Source organism: Neptuniibacter sp. QD29_5 (assembly GCF_047778125.1).
GTDB lineage: Bacteria > Pseudomonadota > Gammaproteobacteria > Pseudomonadales > Balneatricaceae > Neptuniibacter.
On record NZ_CP180556.1, the window covers coordinates 1,839,451 to 1,859,638 of the forward strand.

19 protein-coding genes are annotated in these 20,188 nt (G+C 42.9%); 7 read left to right on the forward strand and 12 right to left on the reverse strand.

Annotation, left to right across the window (positions count from 1 at the left end; translation table 11 throughout):
• Positions 1 to 34 precede the first annotated feature (34 nt).
• The 4 genes from ACMXYR_RS08590 to ACMXYR_RS08605 all read right to left on the reverse strand — a co-directional run bounded on the left by ACMXYR_RS08590 (position 35) and on the right by ACMXYR_RS08605 (position 3,347).
• Positions 35 to 679: a response regulator gene (locus ACMXYR_RS08590; RefSeq protein ID WP_415901228.1), complete on the reverse strand. Its 645-nt coding sequence runs from the start codon at positions 677 to 679 to the stop codon at positions 35 to 37.
• Positions 676 to 1,977, reverse strand: coding sequence for a histidine kinase (locus ACMXYR_RS08595; RefSeq protein ID WP_415901229.1), 1,302 nt, complete (start codon positions 1,975 to 1,977; stop codon positions 676 to 678). Before ACMXYR_RS08595 ends, ACMXYR_RS08590 begins: the two co-directional genes overlap by 4 nt.
• Positions 1,978 to 2,119: 142 nt before the next feature.
• Positions 2,120 to 2,755, reverse strand: a complete 636-nt coding sequence (locus ACMXYR_RS08600; RefSeq protein WP_415901230.1) for a response regulator transcription factor — start codon at positions 2,753 to 2,755, stop codon at positions 2,120 to 2,122.
• 154 nt (positions 2,756 to 2,909) lie between these two features.
• Positions 2,910 to 3,347: a copper-binding protein gene (locus ACMXYR_RS08605; protein ID WP_415887974.1), complete on the reverse strand. Its 438-nt coding sequence runs from the start codon at positions 3,345 to 3,347 to the stop codon at positions 2,910 to 2,912.
• A gap of 169 nt (positions 3,348 to 3,516) precedes the next feature.
• Between ACMXYR_RS08605 and ACMXYR_RS08610 the strand changes: the two genes are divergently transcribed.
• From ACMXYR_RS08610 to ACMXYR_RS08625, 4 genes are all read left to right on the forward strand, one after another.
• Positions 3,517 to 4,686 carry an ABC transporter substrate-binding protein gene (locus ACMXYR_RS08610; protein ID WP_415901231.1) on the forward strand — a complete coding sequence of 390 codons (1,170 nt, stop codon included), beginning with the start codon at positions 3,517 to 3,519 and terminating at the stop codon, positions 4,684 to 4,686.
• A 14-nt stretch (positions 4,687 to 4,700) separates the two neighbouring features.
• Positions 4,701 to 5,672: a YVTN family beta-propeller repeat protein gene (locus ACMXYR_RS08615; protein WP_415901232.1), complete on the forward strand. Its 972-nt coding sequence runs from the start codon at positions 4,701 to 4,703 to the stop codon at positions 5,670 to 5,672.
• Between the two features lie 76 nt (positions 5,673 to 5,748).
• On the forward strand, positions 5,749 to 6,486 hold the full coding sequence (locus tag ACMXYR_RS08620) for an ABC transporter ATP-binding protein (protein ID WP_415901233.1): 738 nt from the start codon (positions 5,749 to 5,751) through the stop codon (positions 6,484 to 6,486).
• Positions 6,483 to 7,268 carry an ABC transporter permease gene (locus tag ACMXYR_RS08625; RefSeq protein ID WP_415901234.1) on the forward strand — a complete coding sequence of 262 codons (786 nt, stop codon included), beginning with the start codon at positions 6,483 to 6,485 and terminating at the stop codon, positions 7,266 to 7,268. The genes ACMXYR_RS08620 and ACMXYR_RS08625 overlap by 4 nt, the downstream gene beginning before the upstream one ends.
• A 54-nt stretch (positions 7,269 to 7,322) precedes the next feature.
• Here the strand turns inward: ACMXYR_RS08625 and ACMXYR_RS08630 are convergent, their stop codons facing one another.
• From ACMXYR_RS08630 to ACMXYR_RS08640, 3 genes are read right to left on the reverse strand one after another with little or no spacing between them, the layout of a single operon-like run.
• Positions 7,323 to 7,970 carry an ABC transporter ATP-binding protein gene (locus ACMXYR_RS08630; RefSeq protein ID WP_415901235.1) on the reverse strand — a complete coding sequence of 216 codons (648 nt, stop codon included), beginning with the start codon at positions 7,968 to 7,970 and terminating at the stop codon, positions 7,323 to 7,325.
• Positions 7,963 to 8,736 (reverse strand): ABC transporter permease, encoded by a 774-nt coding sequence (locus tag ACMXYR_RS08635; RefSeq protein WP_415901236.1) that lies wholly within the window; start codon positions 8,734 to 8,736, stop codon positions 7,963 to 7,965. The genes ACMXYR_RS08630 and ACMXYR_RS08635 overlap by 8 nt, the downstream gene beginning before the upstream one ends.
• Positions 8,733 to 9,695: an ABC transporter substrate-binding protein gene (locus tag ACMXYR_RS08640; RefSeq protein WP_415901237.1), complete on the reverse strand. Its 963-nt coding sequence runs from the start codon at positions 9,693 to 9,695 to the stop codon at positions 8,733 to 8,735. Before ACMXYR_RS08640 ends, ACMXYR_RS08635 begins: the two co-directional genes overlap by 4 nt.
• Positions 9,696 to 9,887: 192 nt before the next feature.
• On the opposite strand from ACMXYR_RS08640, the gene ACMXYR_RS08645 reads away from it, so the two are divergent.
• Both ACMXYR_RS08645 and ACMXYR_RS08650 read left to right on the forward strand, forming a co-directional pair.
• Positions 9,888 to 10,445, forward strand: a complete 558-nt coding sequence (locus tag ACMXYR_RS08645) for a rhodanese-like domain-containing protein (RefSeq protein ID WP_415901238.1) — start codon at positions 9,888 to 9,890, stop codon at positions 10,443 to 10,445.
• Positions 10,446 to 10,545: 100 nt separating this feature from the next.
• The gene (locus tag ACMXYR_RS08650; RefSeq protein WP_415881377.1) at positions 10,546 to 11,214 is read left to right on the forward strand and encodes a response regulator; all 669 of its coding nucleotides are present in this window, start codon (positions 10,546 to 10,548) and stop codon (positions 11,212 to 11,214) included.
• A 171-nt stretch (positions 11,215 to 11,385) separates the two neighbouring features.
• Here ACMXYR_RS08650 and ACMXYR_RS08655 read toward each other — a convergent pair whose 3' ends face one another.
• From ACMXYR_RS08655 to ercA, 4 genes are all read right to left on the reverse strand, one after another.
• Positions 11,386 to 13,971 carry a NahK/ErcS family hybrid sensor histidine kinase/response regulator gene (locus ACMXYR_RS08655; RefSeq protein WP_415901239.1) on the reverse strand — a complete coding sequence of 862 codons (2,586 nt, stop codon included), beginning with the start codon at positions 13,969 to 13,971 and terminating at the stop codon, positions 11,386 to 11,388.
• Positions 13,964 to 15,112 (reverse strand): nitric oxide-sensing protein NosP, encoded by a 1,149-nt coding sequence (gene nosP / locus ACMXYR_RS08660; RefSeq protein WP_415901240.1) that lies wholly within the window; start codon positions 15,110 to 15,112, stop codon positions 13,964 to 13,966. Before nosP ends, ACMXYR_RS08655 begins: the two co-directional genes overlap by 8 nt.
• Before the next feature lie 107 nt (positions 15,113 to 15,219).
• Positions 15,220 to 16,956, reverse strand: coding sequence for a NahK/ErcS family hybrid sensor histidine kinase/response regulator (locus ACMXYR_RS08665; RefSeq protein WP_415901241.1), 1,737 nt, complete (start codon positions 16,954 to 16,956; stop codon positions 15,220 to 15,222).
• The gene (ercA, locus tag ACMXYR_RS08670; RefSeq protein WP_415901242.1) at positions 16,940 to 18,028 is read right to left on the reverse strand and encodes an alcohol dehydrogenase-like regulatory protein ErcA; all 1,089 of its coding nucleotides are present in this window, start codon (positions 18,026 to 18,028) and stop codon (positions 16,940 to 16,942) included. The genes ACMXYR_RS08665 and ercA overlap by 17 nt, the downstream gene beginning before the upstream one ends.
• Positions 18,029 to 18,452: 424 nt before the next feature.
• Here ercA and ACMXYR_RS08675 point away from each other — a divergent pair, with 424 nt between their 5' ends.
• On the forward strand, positions 18,453 to 19,550 hold the full coding sequence (locus tag ACMXYR_RS08675) for a porin (RefSeq protein WP_415901243.1): 1,098 nt from the start codon (positions 18,453 to 18,455) through the stop codon (positions 19,548 to 19,550).
• A gap of 198 nt (positions 19,551 to 19,748) precedes the next feature.
• Here the strand turns inward: ACMXYR_RS08675 and ACMXYR_RS08680 are convergent, their stop codons facing one another.
• Entirely contained in the window at positions 19,749 to 19,931 is a 183-nt protein-coding gene (locus ACMXYR_RS08680) for a hypothetical protein (protein ID WP_415901244.1), read from the reverse strand.
• Positions 19,932 to 20,188: the final 257 nt, after the last annotated feature.

Sequence of the window (20,188 nt, forward strand, 5' to 3'; positions counted from 1 at the left end):
TGCTCCATGCGCCTTTTATATAACCAAACTAATGCTAGCTCACATTAGTTCCCACCTTCACTAGACCGGTCTCTATAGCCAGATGTACCAATTCTGCCGTTGAACCTATATTCAACTTACTTTTCAGTATTGCGGTATAATTAGAAACTGTCTTACTACTAATACAAAGCTGCTCAGAAATCTCTTTTACATTATTACCTTGTGCCAACATAACAAAGATCTCAAACTCACGCTGAGTCATCTCTTTTAGGCGCTTATCCTTTTGCTCAGGTCGAGACACCGCTAAACGCATAGCCAACTCATGCTCAACATAAAGCTGCCCGCCAGCCACCTTAGTCACCGCCTCAATCAAGACCTCAGGCGTACAACTTTTAGTAATATAGCCCTTAGCGCCCGCATCCAAAGCCTGAGTGACTACAGGTATCTCATCATACATACTAAAGAAAAGTATTTTGACATCAGGACAACGCTGTAAGATTCGACGAGTTGCCTCAATACCACTGATGCCATTCATGTTTACGTCCATGATAACTACATCGGGGGTTTCAGATTGACACATACTATATGCCTGATCACCACTACCAGCTTCTAACACTTCACATGGAGCAAGCATTGTCGATAAAAGACTCGCATAACCCTGACGCACTACAGCATGATCATCCGCTATTATTATTTTCATACCAATTCCTGTACTAAAGGGATTTGCAGAACAACTTCACTCCCTTTTTTATCTAACTTATTAATCTTTAGCTCACCTGACACACAACGAGCTCGCTCTTGCATTGATCGAAGCCCCAATCCTTGAGACCCAGAATCTACATACCCAACACCATCATCCATCACCCGCATAACAAGGGTTTCACCATCAAAAACAACCCTAACCAAAACATGCTCTGCCTGGGCATGCTGAGCCACATTATTTAAAGACTCCTGAAGTATTCGATAGATATGCGTATTAGTTTCATCATCTAACGAAGGAATAAAATCAGGCAGATCTAACGACACTTTAACCTGATGTGATTGACGCCAAGTATCGACCTGCGTACGTATAGCATCCAACAAGCCCAGCTGTTCCAATATAACCGGATGCAGCTCTCTGATCAGCTGCCTAAAACTAGTCTGCATCGCATCACAGTTGATCGATATTTGATTACCCACCGAAGCCACTAGATCCGTGTTGGCTGAATTTTCTTTAACTAAGTAAGCCTGAGCTTTAATACCCGTCAGATACTGACCTAAATCATCATGAAGCTCTCTAGCAAGGTGTGCACGCTCAGTCTCTTGCAAGCGCATTAATTCATGGGTCAGCTTTAAGTTATCGCTCTGAACCTCCTGAAGAGAATGAGCCATAGAATTAAAATGACCTGCTAACTGATTGATTTCTTTGATTGAATATTCTTCAAGCCGAGCAGTATAACGCCCCTTCTCAATTTCATTCAAAGCAGCAAGAAAATCTGATACAGGCTTAATTCCCTGACGAACGCCAATGTAAATTGCTAGATTAGAGAGCAACGCACTTAATACAAAAAGTACAAACACGTGCTGTACAGATTCCCAAACTTCTTCAACCTCATCGGTAGGATCTGCTTGCAGCTTTAGCGCTCTACCGTCAGGTAGGTAACGGTAATATTCTTTTTCGGTGAGCCGATCAAGTCCTGGTATTAACTCCATAAACCAAGCAGGAACCTCATCATCCATGTCTGAAGATAGGTCATCATCCGCACTACCCAACTCACCACTTAAGGAATCATCAACAAGGATGATCTTTACGTGGCGAGTCTCTCCTTCGAGCATACTATCAAGCAAATCGCTGTCAGTGACAGCAACACTGAGTAACTGATGAGTAAAGCTAAGTCCAGCAGTGACTTCTCGAGCAATATCTTTGGTAGCTTGCTGAAGCGTTTCATAAATCGTGATCGATAACGCTACAGCAAAAACTGCTGAAACTAGTAAATTTAAGCGCAGGACTGCATTCATATGTACACCTATACTGATATCTCTAACAAAATTAGAGAATCTTCTAAGTATGCTAATGAGTCCCTATTGGTAAGAATCCCTCCAAGGGCCGAAACAAAGTACTACTTAAGTACTCATTTCAACCCATGGGGAACAAAATGGATTATGGGGCGAACTTAATCACACCAGCATCAACTGCCAAATGAACAAGCTCTGCGGTAGACGCAATCTTCAATTTGCTTTTAATCGTGGTGACGTAATTTGAGACTGTTTTAACATTAATTCCAAGTGTATCAGCGATTGTTCGATTGCTTTGCCCACGAGCCAACATGACAAATACTTCAAACTCTCTTTGCGTTAAATCTCGAAGCCTACCTTCCGTGATATCTTGATTATTTAAAGCCAACTTCATAATCAAGTCATACTCAATAAAGACCTCACCCTCTCTTATCTTTTCTACAGCCTCAATAAGTGTTTTAGGAGAGCCAGACTTAGTGATATAGCCCATAGCTCCGGCATCTAACGCCTGCTTAACCATCAAAGCTTCGTCGTACATGCTAAAAAAAAGGATTTTAGCATCACGGTCTTTATCCAAGATTCGAGTGGCTGCTTCTATGCCACTAATACCAGGCAGGTTGATATCCATGATCACTAAATCTGGTTTTTCAGCAAAGTACAAAGCTTCCGATTCTTCACCACTAGCCGCCTCAATAATTTCACAAGGCTGAATAACGGTTGGCAAAACACTAGCGTACCCCTGACGTACAACAGAATGATCATCAGTAATTAGGATTTTCATCGATACTCCAAGATATAAACCTGCGGGACAATCTTACCACCTAAAGTAGTAATTGTTTACATCTTAGCAACGATCAAAAGAAAGAATAGAGATAAAGAAAGGAAAAGCCTGAATACTAAATAACCAGCAGCACTCAGGCTTAAGGAAAGAAATCTTATTTAACGTTAAAAACGCCTTCCATTCCTTTGTGCTCTAGGCCTTCAGCGAAGAATTCAAATTTACCTGGCTTAATTGGCACGAAGTAGATTTCAGCTTCGCCTTCCTGTTCAAATTCAAGCTCTTTAAGCGTAGCCGCTTTAATTTCCATATCCCCTGCTTCAACTTTACGCAAGAAGATTGAATTAAAAAGACCAGGCGCTTTTAACGCGTATTCAGTTTGACCGCTAGAGATAATCTTTAATTTATAAGACTTGCCTGTTTCAAGGTTATATTCCTTTTCAGACAGGTGGTAGCGATTATCTTCGGTTCCTAGAACCAGATCAGGAAGCTTTGCAGGTCTGCGCGTTAAATCACCTTCAGCGACAGCCGCGGTACTCGTAATAGCTACTACTGAAGCAAGGCCACACGCAGCAAGATTCTTGATTAAGTTCATAATTCACCCTTGGTTTAAATTACTTATTATTTATGCACTTAATGCTAAAGGCCGAACTGGGTAAAAGAATCCTACTTCAGTATTAAATGTTTTCTACTTTCTACATATTCCGAGTTCACGAAATCCCACTTATGCTGGGCATAAATCATAATAACGATAACTTCATCTTATGCACTTAAAACAACTAACGCCCAGCATGACGGTACTTGCCGCGCTTTTAGCAACGACACAACAAGCTCAGGCAAACCTTGAAGTAAACATAGGATATCTTCAGCAACAAATGGATAATGGCCCAGTCTTATCCAACATAATTCCCGATCCTGAAGATTCTGGCCTAAAAGGTGCCGAACTCGGCATTAACGACAACAACACGACCGGCCGATTCCTAAAACATAAATATTCACTGCAACAATTCGAATCAGAAAGCCCTGAAGAACTTATCAGCAGGGCCTCTGATCTCTATGCTCAAGGTATCCGTTTTTTTGTTATCAACGCCCAAAGCCAAACCCTAAAAGATATCGACAAAGCACTTCCTGATGATGCTGTAGTATTTAACTCCGGCTCACCTTCTGATCAACTCAGAAGTAAAGAGTGCAACAATTCACTACTTCATACCCTACCTAGCCGAGCAATGCTGACGGATGCGCTTGCGCAATGGCTGAAAGCAAAACGCTTAAACAAAGTACTTATCATTTCAGGACAGAAGGATGAGGACAAAGCGTATACCCAAGCATTTAAACGTGCTGCAAAGCGTTTCGGTATTAAGATAGTTGCCGAAAAACAGTGGGATTACGATACCGATTTACGCCGTACAGCTCAGAGTGAAATGCCTCTTTTCACACAAACTAAAGAGTACGATGTCGTCTTTGTAGCTGATGAGCGTGGCGATTTTGGTGAATACGTTTTATATAACACTTGGCTGCCAAGACCTGTAGTTGGTACACAAGGTCTATCACCAGTCACATGGCATCGCGTTGTAGAGCAATGGGGCGCAGCCCAACTGCAAAGCCGATTCGACAAGTTAGCCAACCGTTGGATGACCGATGAAGATTATGCTGCCTGGGCTGCCGTACGAAGCGTGGGTGAAGCAGTAACACGTACTAGTTCAGCCGACCCTAAGGTTGCTTACGAATATATCCGCTCTGGTAAATTCGAGTTAGCTGGCTTTAAAGGCAGAAAACTTAACTATAGAGAGTGGAATGGTCAGTTAAGACAACCAATTCCTCTTGTCCATCCGCGCTCTCTTGTATCACAATCCCCACAGGATGGATTCCTTCACCCTGTTAACGAACTTGATACTTTGGGCTTTGATAAAGCCGAAGTTAAATGCAGCAAATAATAATTGGAGTAGTTATGAATTTTAAAAAGTTATTAAAACCCCTTGCTGCAGGTATTTTGATTGCCTCACCACTACTGCATGCCGAGGTAGCTTATGTATCGAACGAGAAAGATGACACAATCTCCATCATTGACCTAGATAGCATGGAAGTTATTGAGACTCTAAATGTCGGTGAGCGCCCTCGCGGTATTTTATTCTCAAAAGATTACTCAAAGCTTTACATCTGCGCATCTGATTCAGATACCGTGCAGATTATGGACCTAGCAACCAAAAAGATTATTGGCGAACTCCCTTCTGGTGAAGATCCAGAGCAATTCGCACTTCATCCTAACGATCGCCACCTATACATCTCCAACGAAGACGATGCACTGGTAACAATCGTTGACACCCAAACAAGCGAAGTTTTGGCTCAAATCGACGTTGGTGTAGAACCTGAAGGTATGGCAGTAAGCCCAGATGGTAAAGTTGCAGTTAATACCAGCGAAACAACCAACATGGTTCACTGGATCGATACCACAACTTACGAGCTTATTGACAATACACTTGTAGATCAGCGTCCACGTCATGTTGAATTCAGCACCGATAGCAAGATCCTATGGGCGAGTTCTGAGATTGGCGGTACAGTTTCTGTTATCGATGTAGAAACACGCAAGATCTTTAAAAAGCTTACATTTGAAATCAAAGGCGTTCACCCTGACCGAGTTCAGCCTGTAGGCATCCGCCTATCTGATGATGGTAAATATGCATTCGTAGCGCTTGGCCCAGCTAACCACGTTGCAGTTGTAAACGCTAAAACCTATGAAGTTGAAGACTATATCCTAGTTGGTCGACGTGTTTGGCACATGGACTTCAACGAAGATCAAACTAAGCTCCTAACGACCAACGGCATTAGCGGCGATGTATCTGTTATTGATGTTAGCAAAATGAAAGCTGTAAAAAGCATCAAGGTAGGCCGCTACCCATGGGGCGTAAAAGTTAAACCATAGTAGTTTACCCACCCTATCAAACATATAAGGCCCACTTTGTGGGCCAATTTTGTTTATACAGCAAAGAGATTCAGCAATGAGTATCCATGTAGAATCCGTAAGTTTCAGCTACGGCCCTAGACAGGCGCTAAAGGATATTAGCTTTTCGCTAGAACCTGGGGAGTTCCATGGCCTTTTGGGACCTAATGGTGCAGGCAAATCGACACTATTCGCTTTAATTACTCGTCTAAATGCCATGCAAACCGGCGATATTCGTATTAATGAGCTTAGCATCAAGAAGCAACCTTCTAGCCTAATGAAAAAACTAGGCGTTGTGTTTCAGCAAAGCACCCTAGATTTAGATCTTACGGTTCAGCAAAATCTTTTATACCACGCTGCATTGCATGGCATATCAAAAGCCCAGGCTAGCGATAGGATCAAACTTGAGCTAGAACGAATGGAAATGTCAGATAGGACCAATGACAAGGTCCGAAGCCTTAACGGCGGCCACAGACGCCGTGTCGAGATAGCACGCGCACTCCTTCACCAACCAGAAATACTTTTATTAGACGAGCCAACTGTAGGTCTTGACCCTCAAACCCGCAGAGCACTTAACACCCATGTCCGTAACCTTTGTACAGACGAAAAGCTAACAGTGCTCTGGGCCACCCACCTAATGGAAGAGATCAAGGAAACAGACCACATCGTCTTACTCAACAAAGGCCAGATAATGATTAATGACAAAGCATATGAGATGCTGAATCAATCAGGCTTGGACAATTTCACTGACGCTTTCCACCAGTTAACTGAAAAGCCAGCTAAGGAGGCTCTATGAGCTTTGCCAGTTATTGGAACTGTTTTTATGGCATTCTGGTTCGTGAGTTTCTGCGATTCGTACAACAGCGCTCTAGATTCCTAAGTTCTCTAGTTAGGCCACTACTTTGGCTAGTGGTATTTGCAGCAGGCTTCAGAGCAGCGTTAGGTATCTCAATTATCCAACCGTACGATACCTATATCACCTATGAGACTTACATAGCACCTGGCTTGTGCTGCATGATATTGTTGTTTAACGGCATGCAAAGCAGTTTATCTATGGTTTATGACCGTGAAATGGGAAGCATGCGAGTACTGTTAATGAGCCCCCTTCCACGCCCATACTTACTGCTCTGTAAAATGGTCGCGACGGCTTTGATCTCGCTTACGCAGGTTTATGCTTTCTTATTAGTGGCATTATTGGTTGAGGTAGAGCCGCCGTTAATGGGTTACATAACAGTCTTACCAGCATTACTGCTAGTTGCACTTTTACTAAGCTCTCTTGGATTATTCCTTTCGACTAAGATCAAACAGCTTGAGAATTTTGCGGGGGTAATGAACTTCGTTATCTTCCCAATGTTCTTCCTTTCTTCTGCACTCTATCCGCTTTGGAAGATGCAGGAATCAAGTGAATGGCTCTATTGGATCTGCATGGCAAATCCGTTTACCCATGCAGTTGAACTAGTCCGCTATGCACTTTACATGCAACTAAACCTTGAAGCATTAGGCATTACAGCATTTGCTACAGCGTTTTTTACTGCTTTTGCGGTTACTGGATTTAAACCTCAGAAGGCCGGTCGCTAGAATAAGCCGAACAGTTTAAAGCAAAAAGCCTCTCTTCTATGAAGAGAGGCTTTTTTATGCCTTCAACGCTGATTCGAGTTCTGCTCGATTTAACTCACTCGTACTTTTATGAAGATAAACCGTGGCAGGACGCCCCTTTAACACAACCACCTCATCAGCCAAAGCTAACGCTTCATCCAGATCATGCGTTACATAGATCATACAACGCTTTGGATTTTCGCAAACCAAATGGGAGATCAATTCCCTCATCTCTTCTCCCGTACTCATATCTAACGAGGTTAACGGCTCGTCCATCAACACCATTTCGGGATCAAGCAATAAGCAACGCGCTAAAGACACGCGCCTCGCCATACCTAATGATATCTGTGAAGGATAATGATCCCCATATCCAGATAATTTTACGGCCTGCAGCATTGCTTCGACCTTTTCTGAATTAGGCTCAATTAGGGCTAAATTCTGATTAATCGTTCTCCAAGGAAGCAACCTTGGCTCTTGAAATAGATAACCTATATCTATGCTTTCTTTATTCCAGCAATGAATCTCATTTTCAGCCAAGCCGGCTAGCTTGTTTAGTAATGTAGTTTTACCACAGCCGGAAGCGCCTAAAATGGCAATAGTTGAGCCTGCCTTTAATTCAAGCTCTATAGGTTGAAGAATGATTTCGTCGCCGTAGCAAATCTTATCAGATGCAAATTTATACACGTTCTGAACCTCGCTGCCAGCGCTGAGCATACCGATCTAAAGGCTGCAAAATACACCACTCAATCAATTGAACAATAAAGATAAAGGCAAAACTGTAAGCAAGGATTGTTGCTACATCAAAAAGCTGAAAGGCCATATGAAGTTGAAAGCCGACCCCATCAGAGCGCCCCAACAATTCTACGACTAAAACGATCTTCCATATCAATGCCAAACCACTACGCGTCGCGACCATGATGTAAGGAAACAGTTGCGGCCACCATAATTCTGTAAGCTTTTGCTTGAAAGAGAAATGATAGGCTCTGGCCATCTCCTCCAGCTGCTCATCAAACATGCGACCACCTTCGCGCAGGGTCACAGCGACATTGGGTAATTTATTGATGATTACCGCACCGACTGCTGCTGCCTCAACCAAACCAAACCAGATATAAAGCAAGATAATTACAACTAGCGCTGGGACATTCAGAAGAATAATTAATAGAGGGTCTAATATTCTGTTTACTGTGGAAAATTTCCCCATCAGAACACCGAGTAGACCGCCAAGTAACATGGCGCAGAAGAAACTAATCGCAACTCGCTGCAAAGTAATCAGCAAACTATCCAACAGCCTTTGCTCGGACCACTCAACTTGCAAGGCGCTAAACACCTCACCAGGTGTAGGAAGCAATACGTTATTAACGAACGCCGCACTGCCCCACCATACAGCCAAGAGAACAAATATAGCTAACAGCTGGTCACTCAAACGACTTATATTGCCCGCTGAACTCATAGACCTGCCTTATAAAACATATCTTCGTTCAGCTCAGCACCTTTAAGCGATGGTTTGAATTGAGTAATCAACTTATAGAATACCTTCGCATCATCGATCTGATCAGCTGTTATAGGACTAGGGATGCCATTGCGATACCCAGTAATAAGTGCATTAAAAACCTGGTCATTCTCAGCCCTCATTAGTTTACGAAGACCTAGCCAATGATCATCCTCATTCAGCAATTGGTTCTTAGCTGCCATTACTGCATCTACAAAGCTATTTATCAACTCAGGATTGCTATCCACTTGATCTTGCTTTACTAGATAGCCAAGCATAGGCAACTGACTACTCATACCCAACTCTGCCATCATATCTTGCAGACTAATGACAGTTTTATAACCTTCAGTCTCAAGCCTCGCCCCGTAATGCCAAAACGTGACTAACAGATCTAGACGACCACTTTTTAGTGACTGACTTAATAAAGGTGGCGAGCCAAACTGAACCTGTGCATCCGCCTCGAGATTAAGCCCATGTTTTTGTGCTGCTGCCCTTAGTAAAATCCAACCCTTATTCAAAGGCCCACCAGCAACACCTATTCTTTTACCTTTAAGCTCCGAAAGATCAGACAACTGACTAGATGCAGGCTTCATAACCATCCCAACCTGCTTAGAGAACGGAATAAATCTAAAAGATTCGCCCTTACTGTTTCTCTCCGCTGCCCATAACCAATCAGCAACAATCACATCAGCATTTCCGCTAGTCAGCGCAACTTTTGCAGCGGACATACTCGCCACTTTAATGATTTTAAGATCGAAATCATTAAGCTTATCTAATTTTTGATTCTTTAAGTGCTGCAACTCCCAATTAACGGTGCCTGAAGCTAAAACAGCCACTTTAATTTGAGGCTTCTCTGCACCGCTCCATACAAAAGACGGAATTAAAACCAATAAAAACAACATATTACGAACAAAAAACATAAAACTCCCATATACAACAAATTAGCGGGACAATAGAGAAACTTAAAATAAGCCTCTATGCTGTGAGCAAACATAGTACTTTCGTACCTGTTTTTTTGCTCGATGGTAGAATTTAGACCCACACTTTCGCAGGGTGTAATATGCATGTAGAGAGATAGTAAGGAAAGCACCATCTGGCACCTTAAAATCGCAATGTATTTATGCGCTCTATTACTCATAAATACTGGCTTTGCAGACGACAAAAGCGATTATGCTGATACAACAGATTTTGAGCTGTTTTCAGCAGAAGGTTACCGATTGTTTCATTATCGCAGCCCTACACCATTAAAAAGCCTACACGGGAAAACACTTTCAACAGAAGATGTAATCCACCTACTAGAAACAGGAAATAAGCCCATTTTAGTAGATGTGCAACCCATCCCTTGGAATCGAGTTTTCATTAAAAAGGAACCCAGACTCCATATACCTGGTAGTGTATGGCTTCCTAACGTAGGCTTAGGCGAATTAGATGACGACTGGTCAGAATATTTCCAATCGAATCTAGAGCGCTTAACAACCGGCGACAAAAGCCTCCCAGTAATTATATACTGTCGGGCCGATTGCTGGATGTCATGGAATGCTCTGAAACGAGCTTCTGAATGGGGTTACACTAATCTGCTGTGGTATAGAAATGGCTCTGATGGCTGGATTGAACACGATTTAGAAACCAGTATTGCCAGCCCTGAACCCTTTACACTAAAGAAACATTAATTTTTACCAAGCATTAAAGTCTTACACGGAGTAAGATAGAGACAAGCTCAGGATGAGAATATAAGCTCATAATAAATATAATGAAATTGGAGATATTGTCGTGTACAAGATCCTGATCGCGGATGATCATCCGCTGTTCCGTGAAGCTATCATCAATGTTATCGAAAACAGCTTTACTGGCTGCCAGACACTGGAAACGGAAGATCTGGATAGTGCGCTTACAATCGCTCAAAATGAGGAAGAGCTTGATCTTATCCTGCTAGACCTAAACATGCCTGGCATGAACGGCCTTAACGGTTTGATCACTTTGCGTAACGACCTACCTACAGTACCTGTCGTAATCGTATCCGCTGAAGAAGACAAACAAATCGTACTTCAAGCCATCACCTATGGTGCTGTCGGCTTTATCACTAAGTCTTCTCCTCGTGATCAAATGACTGAAGCACTTCAGCAGATTCTTGCCGGTAACGTATATCTTCCTTCAGATATTATCCGCGCGAGCCAGCCTGATAGCCGCCGCACTCAACGCAAAGACGAAAACCAGATTCCACCAGAACTTCTTTCATCTTTGACACGTCGCCAGCTACTTGTATTAGAGCGAATGTCTAAAGGTGAATCAAACAAGCAGATCGCTTACAACCTAAACATCGCGGAAACGACGGTAAAAGCGCACGTATCTGCAATTCTACGCAAGCTTGGCGTTCACAACCGTATTCAGGCAGTACTATCTGCCGGCAACATCGACTTTAACGAATACCTTAAGCGCTAAGATCCAAACTATTGGGTGACTGACTCCAGTCACCCCTCTTTTCCCTACCACTTCGTTTCTACATCAAAAAGGCACACATCTAAGCCACTTCTTTAATTACTATTGTGCAAGACTTAAGAATATCGAGAAAAGGGATTTAGCCGGACTTGCTTAGAGGGAATGCTTGCAGGTCTAAGCGACCTGCTGCTCTAAGAGGTGTATCAAAGTAGTTTTTAGCTTTAGCGGCTTAATTGGCTTATTTACTAGAATAAAACCAAGATCTCGGATCTCTTGGTTCAGCTCCTTACTGTAGTTGGCAGTGATCATTAGCACAGGCAGATCATTATCCACCCGCTCCGTTACCGTTTTGGCCGCATCAATGCCTGTTTCATCATTATCAAGATGATAATCAGCAATTAATAGATCTACAGGGTCTTCCTCAAAATCAACCTTTTGCGCCAAATCATCAAATGACAACGCCGTCACAACATGACACCCCCAGCCCGACAATAAAATCTCCATCCCTTTACAGATAGATTCATCATTATCAATCAACCAGATACAAGCCCCAGAGAGGCGCTCAGTTATCATCGGAATGTGTGGACCAGTAACCTCAGCAGGCGCCAGAGGAACACCTTTAGGCACTTTTACTCCAAATACGGAGCCTTTACCTTCAACAGAATCCACGCGAATATCATGACCCAATACTCGAGAAATTTTATCTACTATTGCAAGACCCAAGCCTAAACCTTTCTCCTGACCAGGCTGATCGGACTGAAGCCGTTTAAATTCCTGGAAGATCTCTTCAAGTTTATTTGAAGGTATACCTGGACCTGTATCGTAAACTTCAATCCAAACCGAATCAGCTTCATGCCTACAACCAAGTAGAATCTTACCCTCTTTGGTATAACGAATAGCATTTGTTAGAAAGTTACGCAGAATGCGCGCTAATAGCTGGGAGTCCGACTTAATAACCACCCCACTTTTTACATAACGGAAATCTATTCCCTCAGCATTCGCCAACTGCTGAAACTCAGGCGCCAAAGTATCGAACAAACTTTGCAGATTAAAGGTAATCACATCCGCTTTCACTACACCGGCATCAAGCTTAGAAATATCAACCAAGGTACGAAGTAAGGATTCCACATCATCCAAAGAGTTTGAAACCGATTGCGCCAAAGAACAGTTCTTAGGATCTTCAATTTTTTCAGCCAAAGCTCCTGAGAATAATCGAGCTGCATTCAACGGCTGAAGCAAATCATGACTTACAGCAGCCAAGAACTTAGTTTTAGAAAGATTGGCTTGCTCTGCTTCCATCTTTGCATCTAGTAGACGCGATTCAACCTGAACACGTTCAGTAATTTCAGACCGTAGCTGTTCGTTTAGCTCTGTTAGCTCAGATGTACGCTCCTCTACCCTTTGCTCAAGCAACTGGTGCGATAACTCTAGTGCTTCTGCTGATCGACGTCGCTCGGTTATATCTCGAATCATGACGAAGAAACCATTAGGATTTCCGTCTTTATCTATATTGGCGACATATGATTTCAGCATATACCGCTCTTCACCGCGCGAATTCGTCTGCCAAGTTTCGAAAGTTACATTACGGCCCGACAAGGCTTTTTCTACATATGGATTTAAGCGTTCGTATTCATCCGGTGAATACACATCATGAATACTTTGACCATTTAATTCACCATCAGCACGACCAAACCACTCGCTGTAAACCTTATTTGCAAAACCGTAATTCAAATCCTGGTCGAGATAAGCAATCAACGCCGGGACGTTATCCGTAATTAAGCGGATCCACTGCTCATTTTGACGAAGAGACTCAGCATATCGATGACGCTCAGTAATATCTGTATATGTATTTACAAAACCGCCTTGAGGCATTGGGTGTGTTCGGACCTCAATGACCTGGCCTTTATCACCTCTTTGCTCAGATGCTAACACTTCACCTTGCTGAGCAGCTGTTAGCGCATGCTGAAGAATCGAATGATTATCAAGCATGAGTGCTGCAAATGGAGGATAAGTCTGTACCTGCTCTTGCTCCACGCCCGTAAGATCAAGGAATCGATCATTCCAAAGTTCAACACGACCTTCCGGTGTAACCAGCACAACACCTTGTGAAAGGTTATCTACAGTATTTTGAAGCAACTTAGTTTTCTGAGCTAAGGCATGTTCTTTATCAGCTGTTTCTCGTTCTTTCAGTGCCGTGATGTCAGTATAAAGAATTACTAGACCACCATCCTGTGTCGGCCTTTCTGACATCTGAACCCAGCGACCATCGTTTAAACGATAGACCTTACTGCCCGTATTGGTATCAGGATATTCTTCATCAATCAGACCGCTTTCACGAGCTAGGCGCCCAATATCCTGAATGGTGGTACCTGTCTGAATGGTTAAACCCGTTGATGCCCAAACACTACTAAACTTACTGTTAAAAAGAACAATCTTTCTATCTTGATCAAATAGAACAAACGCATCTGAAATACTTTCTATTGCATCAACCAATCGCTGGTTAGCCAATGCCGCTTGATTATTAGCTAACTTAAGCGCTCTGTGACTTATTTTCAGTTCAGAAAGCACTCGGTTTAGCGCCTCTGTTCTCTCCCTCACCTGCTCGGCAAGCACTACAGAGTGCTCAAAAGCTGAATAAGGATTTGCGCTTTGCCCGCCTCCAGACTCAACTCGTTGAACCAAAACAGAGTTTATTTTACGTAGCTTGCGGTTTTCTTCTTCGAGTTCTGCAATGCGATCTTGTAAAGCCTGATCAGACATTTAGATTTCTCCCGATGGCCACTGCAGTGAAGGTCTGATTAATATGCATCCCCTCTTTTTGCTCTCCATAGGTATTAAATCCAATAACTTTATTTTGACGAAGTAAATCAGATATTTGTTCAGAGTTACCTCTTAGCTCACTCTCTAAACGACGCAAGAAACAGTCACAACCAATGATTAACTGCGGCTCACCAATTTTTTCTTCAATTACTTCAAGCTTACTGATCAGATCAGCAGCCATATCTCCGGGTTTCATGACCGTTAACACAATGCCATTTTCAACCGCACAATAAAATTTCATGCTGAGATCATCGTTAACCTGCTGGATAGAACGCACGAAATACTCTTCGCCAAGTTTTACAGCAATAGGATTTAGCGCGAAAACCTCATGATTCAAGTCTTCGACCGCAACCCCAATAGCCCTTGCATATTCCAATGCTGCAGGTTCAGCATTTATCTCGTATACACATCGACTGTCAGCGTCCGCTTCTGTAACAACCAGTTTGTCGTTACGGTGGTTCATATGATGAGTGCTAAATACTTCAAAGTCGTAGATGGTATTTACCAGCATGACTACAGCAGCATCGGTATGAAATTCACCATTGTAGAACACGTGGGTTTTAGCGAGATGAATATCATCTCCTGCCGAGCCACCAAAGTTTGGAATACTACCCAGTGCCGAATTTAGGGTAACAAGGACGTTTTCTTCCTGAATAGATAAACCATCAAGCAAAGTCAAAGCAAATGTATTACCTTTGATCGGTGCAATCTCATGATGACGACAACCAGAAATCAGCTGATCAACTAACATCTGAGCATCAGTCAGACTGAAGTCATCAAGACACTCGATAGATGCAGCTTCAACCGCAAAACCAGACTGTTTAAATCCGATTGCTGTGATACAACCCTGGCCATAGCCGTCAGGAGTAATTTCACCAGCAGTGGTGCAACCTACGATTTCCGTTGTAGGAAAAGCTTGATTAAGTGCTGAAGCAAGCTCTTTGAGCGGATACTCTGCAGAACAAAAAAACGTTATAAAACTGATATCTGGAGAATCAAGCTGCGACAAGAGATCATGTGCAGCAGTGATAGGATCAGAACTAAATGATGCAGCGAGCAGAAACGCGGGGTCCTGAGTCAATGGTCTATCCTCGGGAAAAGCTTAATCATTTCATTCTAGGTCTTGAGGATGAATCGACAAATACTACTTGCGACCCCTTTTTATATATAACTCAAGACCAAGACTCTTCAACAAACCAAATGAGTAATTAAAGCCCTTAGTTTACCTGGCTTAACCGGCTTATTAATCATAGACAATCCTTTGTTCTCAAAAAGCTGACGACACTCACTACTTCTATCAGCCGTTAAGATAACCGCCGGAATATCCAAGCCAAAATGTTCTCGCAGCCCATCAATCGCATCTGTTCCAAATAAGTCAAAGTCCAAGTGATAATCTGCGAGAATCAATTCAGGCACTATGTACTCATCAGCACATTTTTCTATGGCCTCACTCATGCTCGACGCAATAATAACGAAACAACCCCACTGAGTAAGCAATGCTTCCATGCTGGCCTGAATGCTCTCCTCATTATCTATCACTAGAACAACAAGATTCGATAATTGATCGCCACCAAACTGGCTTATCTGTTTTTTCGGAGCTTCAATCGAAAGACGCTCTACCAAGGGGACCTCAATAGCAAACATGGAGCCTTTATCAGGCACAGACTTCACAACTAACCTATGCCCAAGCATCTGCGCAATACGCTCAACTATTGCAAGCCCTAAGCCTACACCCTGACGATCTTTAGCTGATTTATTTTCTAACTGCTGAAACTCTTTAAAAACCAGCCGCTGCTTTTCTTCAGGGATACCTAAACCAGTATCCCAAACCTGTATACTCAGTACTGCCCCCTTGCGGCGACAGCCCACAAGAACAGAGCCCTCATTTGTATAACGGATTGCGTTACTGATAAAGTTCCTGATAATTCTCAACAATAGTCGAGAATCACTAGTAACCGCAGCTGAACATTCAGCAAGCTTTAACCTAATGTTTTTATTCTCTGCTATAGTCTGGAACTCATTTACCATCGACAGTAATAACTGATTGATACGGAAATCAGATATATCTGGCTGTACTGCATTCTGATCAAGCTTAGAAATATCCAATAGATCCGTTAGAAGGTCTTCAGCATTTTCCAGAGCCAAGTGAACTCTCTCTACAAGATGAGCATCTTGAGTTTGCAGAGAACGCTCTCGTAAGGCAGCTATGAGTAATCTAGCCGCATTCATGGGCTGCAATAGATCATGACTCGCTGCAGCAAGGTATTTATCCTTACTTTTATTGGCTTCCTCTGCGAGGTCTTTGGCAATTTTTAGTTCTTTTTGAATTTGTTCGCGCTCAGAAATTTCTTGAATAAGCTTATCATTTAGAGACACCAGCTCCTGAGTTCGATGAAGCACTCTATCCTCGAGCTCTTCATTTAACTGCTTTAATCTGTCTTGGGACTTTATTCGAGCAGTTATATCTTTAACAAACCCCTCAATAATGGGCCCATTTCCATCAGGATCTTTAGATAACGCACTCACTGAAACATGGATACACTGCCCATCCTCTTTGAGAAACAGTGTTTCAAAGTTAAAAACTCTGCCATATTGGGCGAGTTGATAACGAAAATCAGAATAGGCGTCAGCACAACAGAAAAGAAGAGAATCCAACTGAGTTATTCTTTGAAGGAAGCGATCTTCAGAATCATATCCGCATAACTTAACCATTGCAGGGTTAGCAGATATTATCCCTTCATCTAATTTTGCCTGAAAAATCCCATGCAAAGCATTTTCAAATAGCCACTTATAGCGGTTCTTTTCACGCTCAAGTTCATCAATTTTAGTAACTAATTCAGAATGATAGTTTTTTCGAGAAGAGTGGTTCCCTAAACCAATTAGACTTTCTACTGTTTGGCTTTGGTTATTAAAGCGCTTCTTCATACACCACTTCTACATCTCGTTTATTAGATTTACGGGGATTGGTAAGAATGCATGGATCCTGTAAAGCATGATCAGATAACACAGGGATATCCACGATATTGACGCCATTTTCTTTTAATTTCTGATCCAGTCCAACATCTTGCTTTAATTGGACAACTTTATTCCTTAAAGCCAACTGAATTTGACTGGCATTAAGACCTTTAGTTTCAATCCCCATAGTTGAAGCTACAACTTTAAAACGCTCTTCTGCCTCAGAATAATTAAAATCAATAACATGCTCTAACAAGATTGCATTACATAGCCCGTGAGGCAGATCTTTATATCCACCAAGACTATGCGACATGGCATGCACCGCACCTAAAATTGCATTAGAGAAAGCCAACCCAGCTTTCATAGAGCCAAGCATCACCTGCTCTCGCAGATAAATATCTTGCGGCTGCTCCACTAAAGCAACAATGCTTTCATTAATTAAACGCATAGCATCAAGCGCATGCATGTCAGTTAAAGGCCCAGCACCCGTAGACACAAATGCCTCTATTGCATGAACTAAGGCATCAATACCAGTACACGCACTGAGAAAAGGGTCCATTGTCATGGTCGTTTCTGGATCGATCAATGCTACGTCCGGCACTACCGCCTTGCTAACAATGGATATTTTAACCTTATCAACAGGATCAGAAATTATTGCAAACTGAGAGACATCAGCAGAAGTACCCGCAGTAGTCGGTATAAAAATTAGAGGCGGTATAGGAAAGTGAATAGTATCAATACCTTCATAATCGAGAATATGCTTACCATTGGCACAGACAATACCGATGCCTTTAGCACAATCCATAGGACTTCCACCACCGACAGCGACTATAACGTTACAATTGTGCTCTTGGTAAACTTGAGCACCCTTCATAACCTCTTCGGCTCGAGGATTAGCTGACACATCATCAAAAACAACATGTTCTATCTCTTCAATTAAAAGCAGATCGGAAATCTCCTTAACCCAACCAGCCTCTCGAATACCTCGGTCTGAAACCACCAACACCTTTCTGGCGCCAAAGTTTTTTGCATAATTTGCCACTGAGTATCTTGCCCCCGAACCAAATATTATTTCTGGGGAAACGAACTTTCGAAGATTAGAAATGTCCCTACTCATCAATACACTCTATAGACCGTTATCGTTTATTTGAGATAGAAGCAATCAAGTTTACATGAGGCATTAATAAGACCAAAGTGACAAACATATTAATGAAACATATAATTGATATCATTCTCGTTAAGCGCTATATTGCACTGCACAATTTTTGTGCACTTAAGTATATAATACCTCTCAAAAACTTAAGATGTAATACCTTTACGCCCTTAGAATTCAATACTTTGGCGTCAGCCACCACACAATCTATTGTTCTATCTAAAAAGAACTATAGAGCCATGTAAGCATTGCTAACACTTGTCGATAATCTCCTCCATCGTTAAACAAACTAAATTCCTTAATTGGGGGCGACATGAAAAATAACAAAGCCAAGCTGTTAGCTGTAGCAGTTGCAATGGGCATGAGCGCACACGCAAGCGCTGCAATTGAACTGTATAACCAGGATGGCACTACTTTCTCTGCTGATGGTCACTTCAACGCTTTCTACGTTCACACTGACCAAGACAATGGTAAAGAACAGTCTCGTGTACGCATGGGCTTTCTTCCTAACTGGATCGGCTTCAACGTTTCAAAGCAGATTGACGACCTAAAAGTTGGCGGTCGCTCTTCTTTCTGGGTAACTATCAACGACGGTACAAACAGCGTAACTGATACTGCTATCGACGTTCGTCAGTTCTACGGCACTGTAGATGGCGAATTCGGTCAGGTTCTTTTCGGTAAAGACTTCGGCCTATACGCTCGTACAAACATCTTCTCTGATGAACTACTACTAGGCACTGGTCTACCAACTGTAAACTCTGGCGGCGTAACTTTCGGTAACATCTCTGTTGGTTACCCATACGCAACTCCAAATGCACAGATTACTTACCGCACCCCTGTAAGCAACGGCTTCCAGCTAGCTGTTGGTGTATTGGATCCAGATAGCGGTGAAAATGGCACTTATGACCATGATGACAACGATGCAACTGATGAAATCCCTACAGAAGGTGAAGATGCACGCTTTGAAGCGGAGCTAACTTACGCTACTGACTTCGATGGCGGCAAATTTAACGCTTGGGTTGGCGCAGCAACAGGCGAAGCTAAAAACGACGGCGGCAGCGTAAATGGCGTTGCATTCGGCGCTCGTATTGCAATGGGCGGCTTCCAGTTTACTGCTTCCGGTTTTGATCAAGAAGGCATCTCTTCCGTTCTAGCAGACAACACTGTTGCTAGCGATGAAGATTCTGATGGCTACCTAGTTCAAGCTTCTTACGCTGCTAACGGTCACCGCATCGTTCTTTCCCACGGCGAAACTGAAGTAGAAGGCGCAGACTCTCAAGAGATGCAGACTATCGCTTACTTCTACGACATCAACAGCAACCTGAAACTGATTGCTGAATACGACCAAGCTGAAACTGGCGCTGGCGTAGAAACTGATCAGTTTGCTATCGGTGCTGCACTAAGCTGGTAATTACTACTTAAAGTAATTAGCTAGACATTGGCCGCCGCTCTGTCCCCCCCTTCTCCAGAGCCGCGGCCTTCTTTTATATACATCCTTCAAAAGCCCCCCCTAACAGCTATTCGCTATTCGCTATTCGCTATTCGCTATTCGCTATTCGCTATTCAGTAGATTGCAAAAGCTTATTTCAGGCAAAAAAAAGCCTGCTAACTAAGCAGGCAAAGTACGACGGTTAGAGCTCTTAGATAGAAACTCAAAGCCAGAGAGTGGATGTAAGAACATAAGCTGCTCTTGAATAAAACCATTATCCTCTTCCCCCCCAATATTGCTGCTCTGCAACAGAATGAAATCATCTAATACTTTAGGCGCAGGCCATAAGAGATGCCTATTCAACCAATATTCCCAGAGGCTAGAGGCTAGAGGCTAGAGGCTAGAGGCTAGAGGCTAGAGGCTAGAGGCTAGAGGCTAGAGGCTAGAGGCTAGAGGCTAGAGGCTAGAGGCTAGAGGCTAGAGGCTAGAGGCTAGAGGCTAGAGGCTAGAGGCTAGAGGCTAGAGGCTAGAGGCTAGAGGCTAGAGGCTAGAGGCTAGAGGCTAGAGGCTAGAGGCTAGAGGCTAGAGGCTAGAGGCTAGAGGCTAGAGGCTAGAGGCTA

Bases quoted from the DNA above. Each gene is read 5' to 3' on its own strand.
- ACMXYR_RS08590 (WP_415901228.1), bottom strand. From the start codon at position 679: ATGAAAATAATAATAGCGGATGATCATGCTGTAGTGCGTCAGGGTTAT.
- ACMXYR_RS08595 (WP_415901229.1), bottom strand. From the start codon at position 1,977: ATGAATGCAGTCCTGCGCTTAAATTTACTAGTTTCAGCAGTTTTTGCT.
- ACMXYR_RS08600 (WP_415901230.1), bottom strand. From the start codon at position 2,755: ATGAAAATCCTAATTACTGATGATCATTCTGTTGTACGTCAGGGGTAC.
- ACMXYR_RS08605 (WP_415887974.1), bottom strand. From the start codon at position 3,347: ATGAACTTAATCAAGAATCTTGCTGCGTGTGGCCTTGCTTCAGTAGTA.
- ACMXYR_RS08610 (WP_415901231.1), top strand. From the start codon at position 3,517: ATGCACTTAAAACAACTAACGCCCAGCATGACGGTACTTGCCGCGCTT.
- ACMXYR_RS08615 (WP_415901232.1), top strand. From the start codon at position 4,701: ATGAATTTTAAAAAGTTATTAAAACCCCTTGCTGCAGGTATTTTGATT.
- ACMXYR_RS08620 (WP_415901233.1), top strand. From the start codon at position 5,749: ATGAGTATCCATGTAGAATCCGTAAGTTTCAGCTACGGCCCTAGACAG.
- ACMXYR_RS08625 (WP_415901234.1), top strand. From the start codon at position 6,483: ATGAGCTTTGCCAGTTATTGGAACTGTTTTTATGGCATTCTGGTTCGT.
- ACMXYR_RS08635 (WP_415901236.1), bottom strand. From the start codon at position 8,736: ATGAGTTCAGCGGGCAATATAAGTCGTTTGAGTGACCAGCTGTTAGCT.
- ACMXYR_RS08640 (WP_415901237.1), bottom strand. From the start codon at position 9,695: ATGTTTTTTGTTCGTAATATGTTGTTTTTATTGGTTTTAATTCCGTCT.
- ACMXYR_RS08645 (WP_415901238.1), top strand. From the start codon at position 9,888: ATGTATTTATGCGCTCTATTACTCATAAATACTGGCTTTGCAGACGAC.
- ACMXYR_RS08655 (WP_415901239.1), bottom strand. From the start codon at position 13,971: ATGTCTGATCAGGCTTTACAAGATCGCATTGCAGAACTCGAAGAAGAA.
- ACMXYR_RS08665 (WP_415901241.1), bottom strand. From the start codon at position 16,956: ATGAAGAAGCGCTTTAATAACCAAAGCCAAACAGTAGAAAGTCTAATT.
- ACMXYR_RS08675 (WP_415901243.1), top strand. From the start codon at position 18,453: ATGAAAAATAACAAAGCCAAGCTGTTAGCTGTAGCAGTTGCAATGGGC.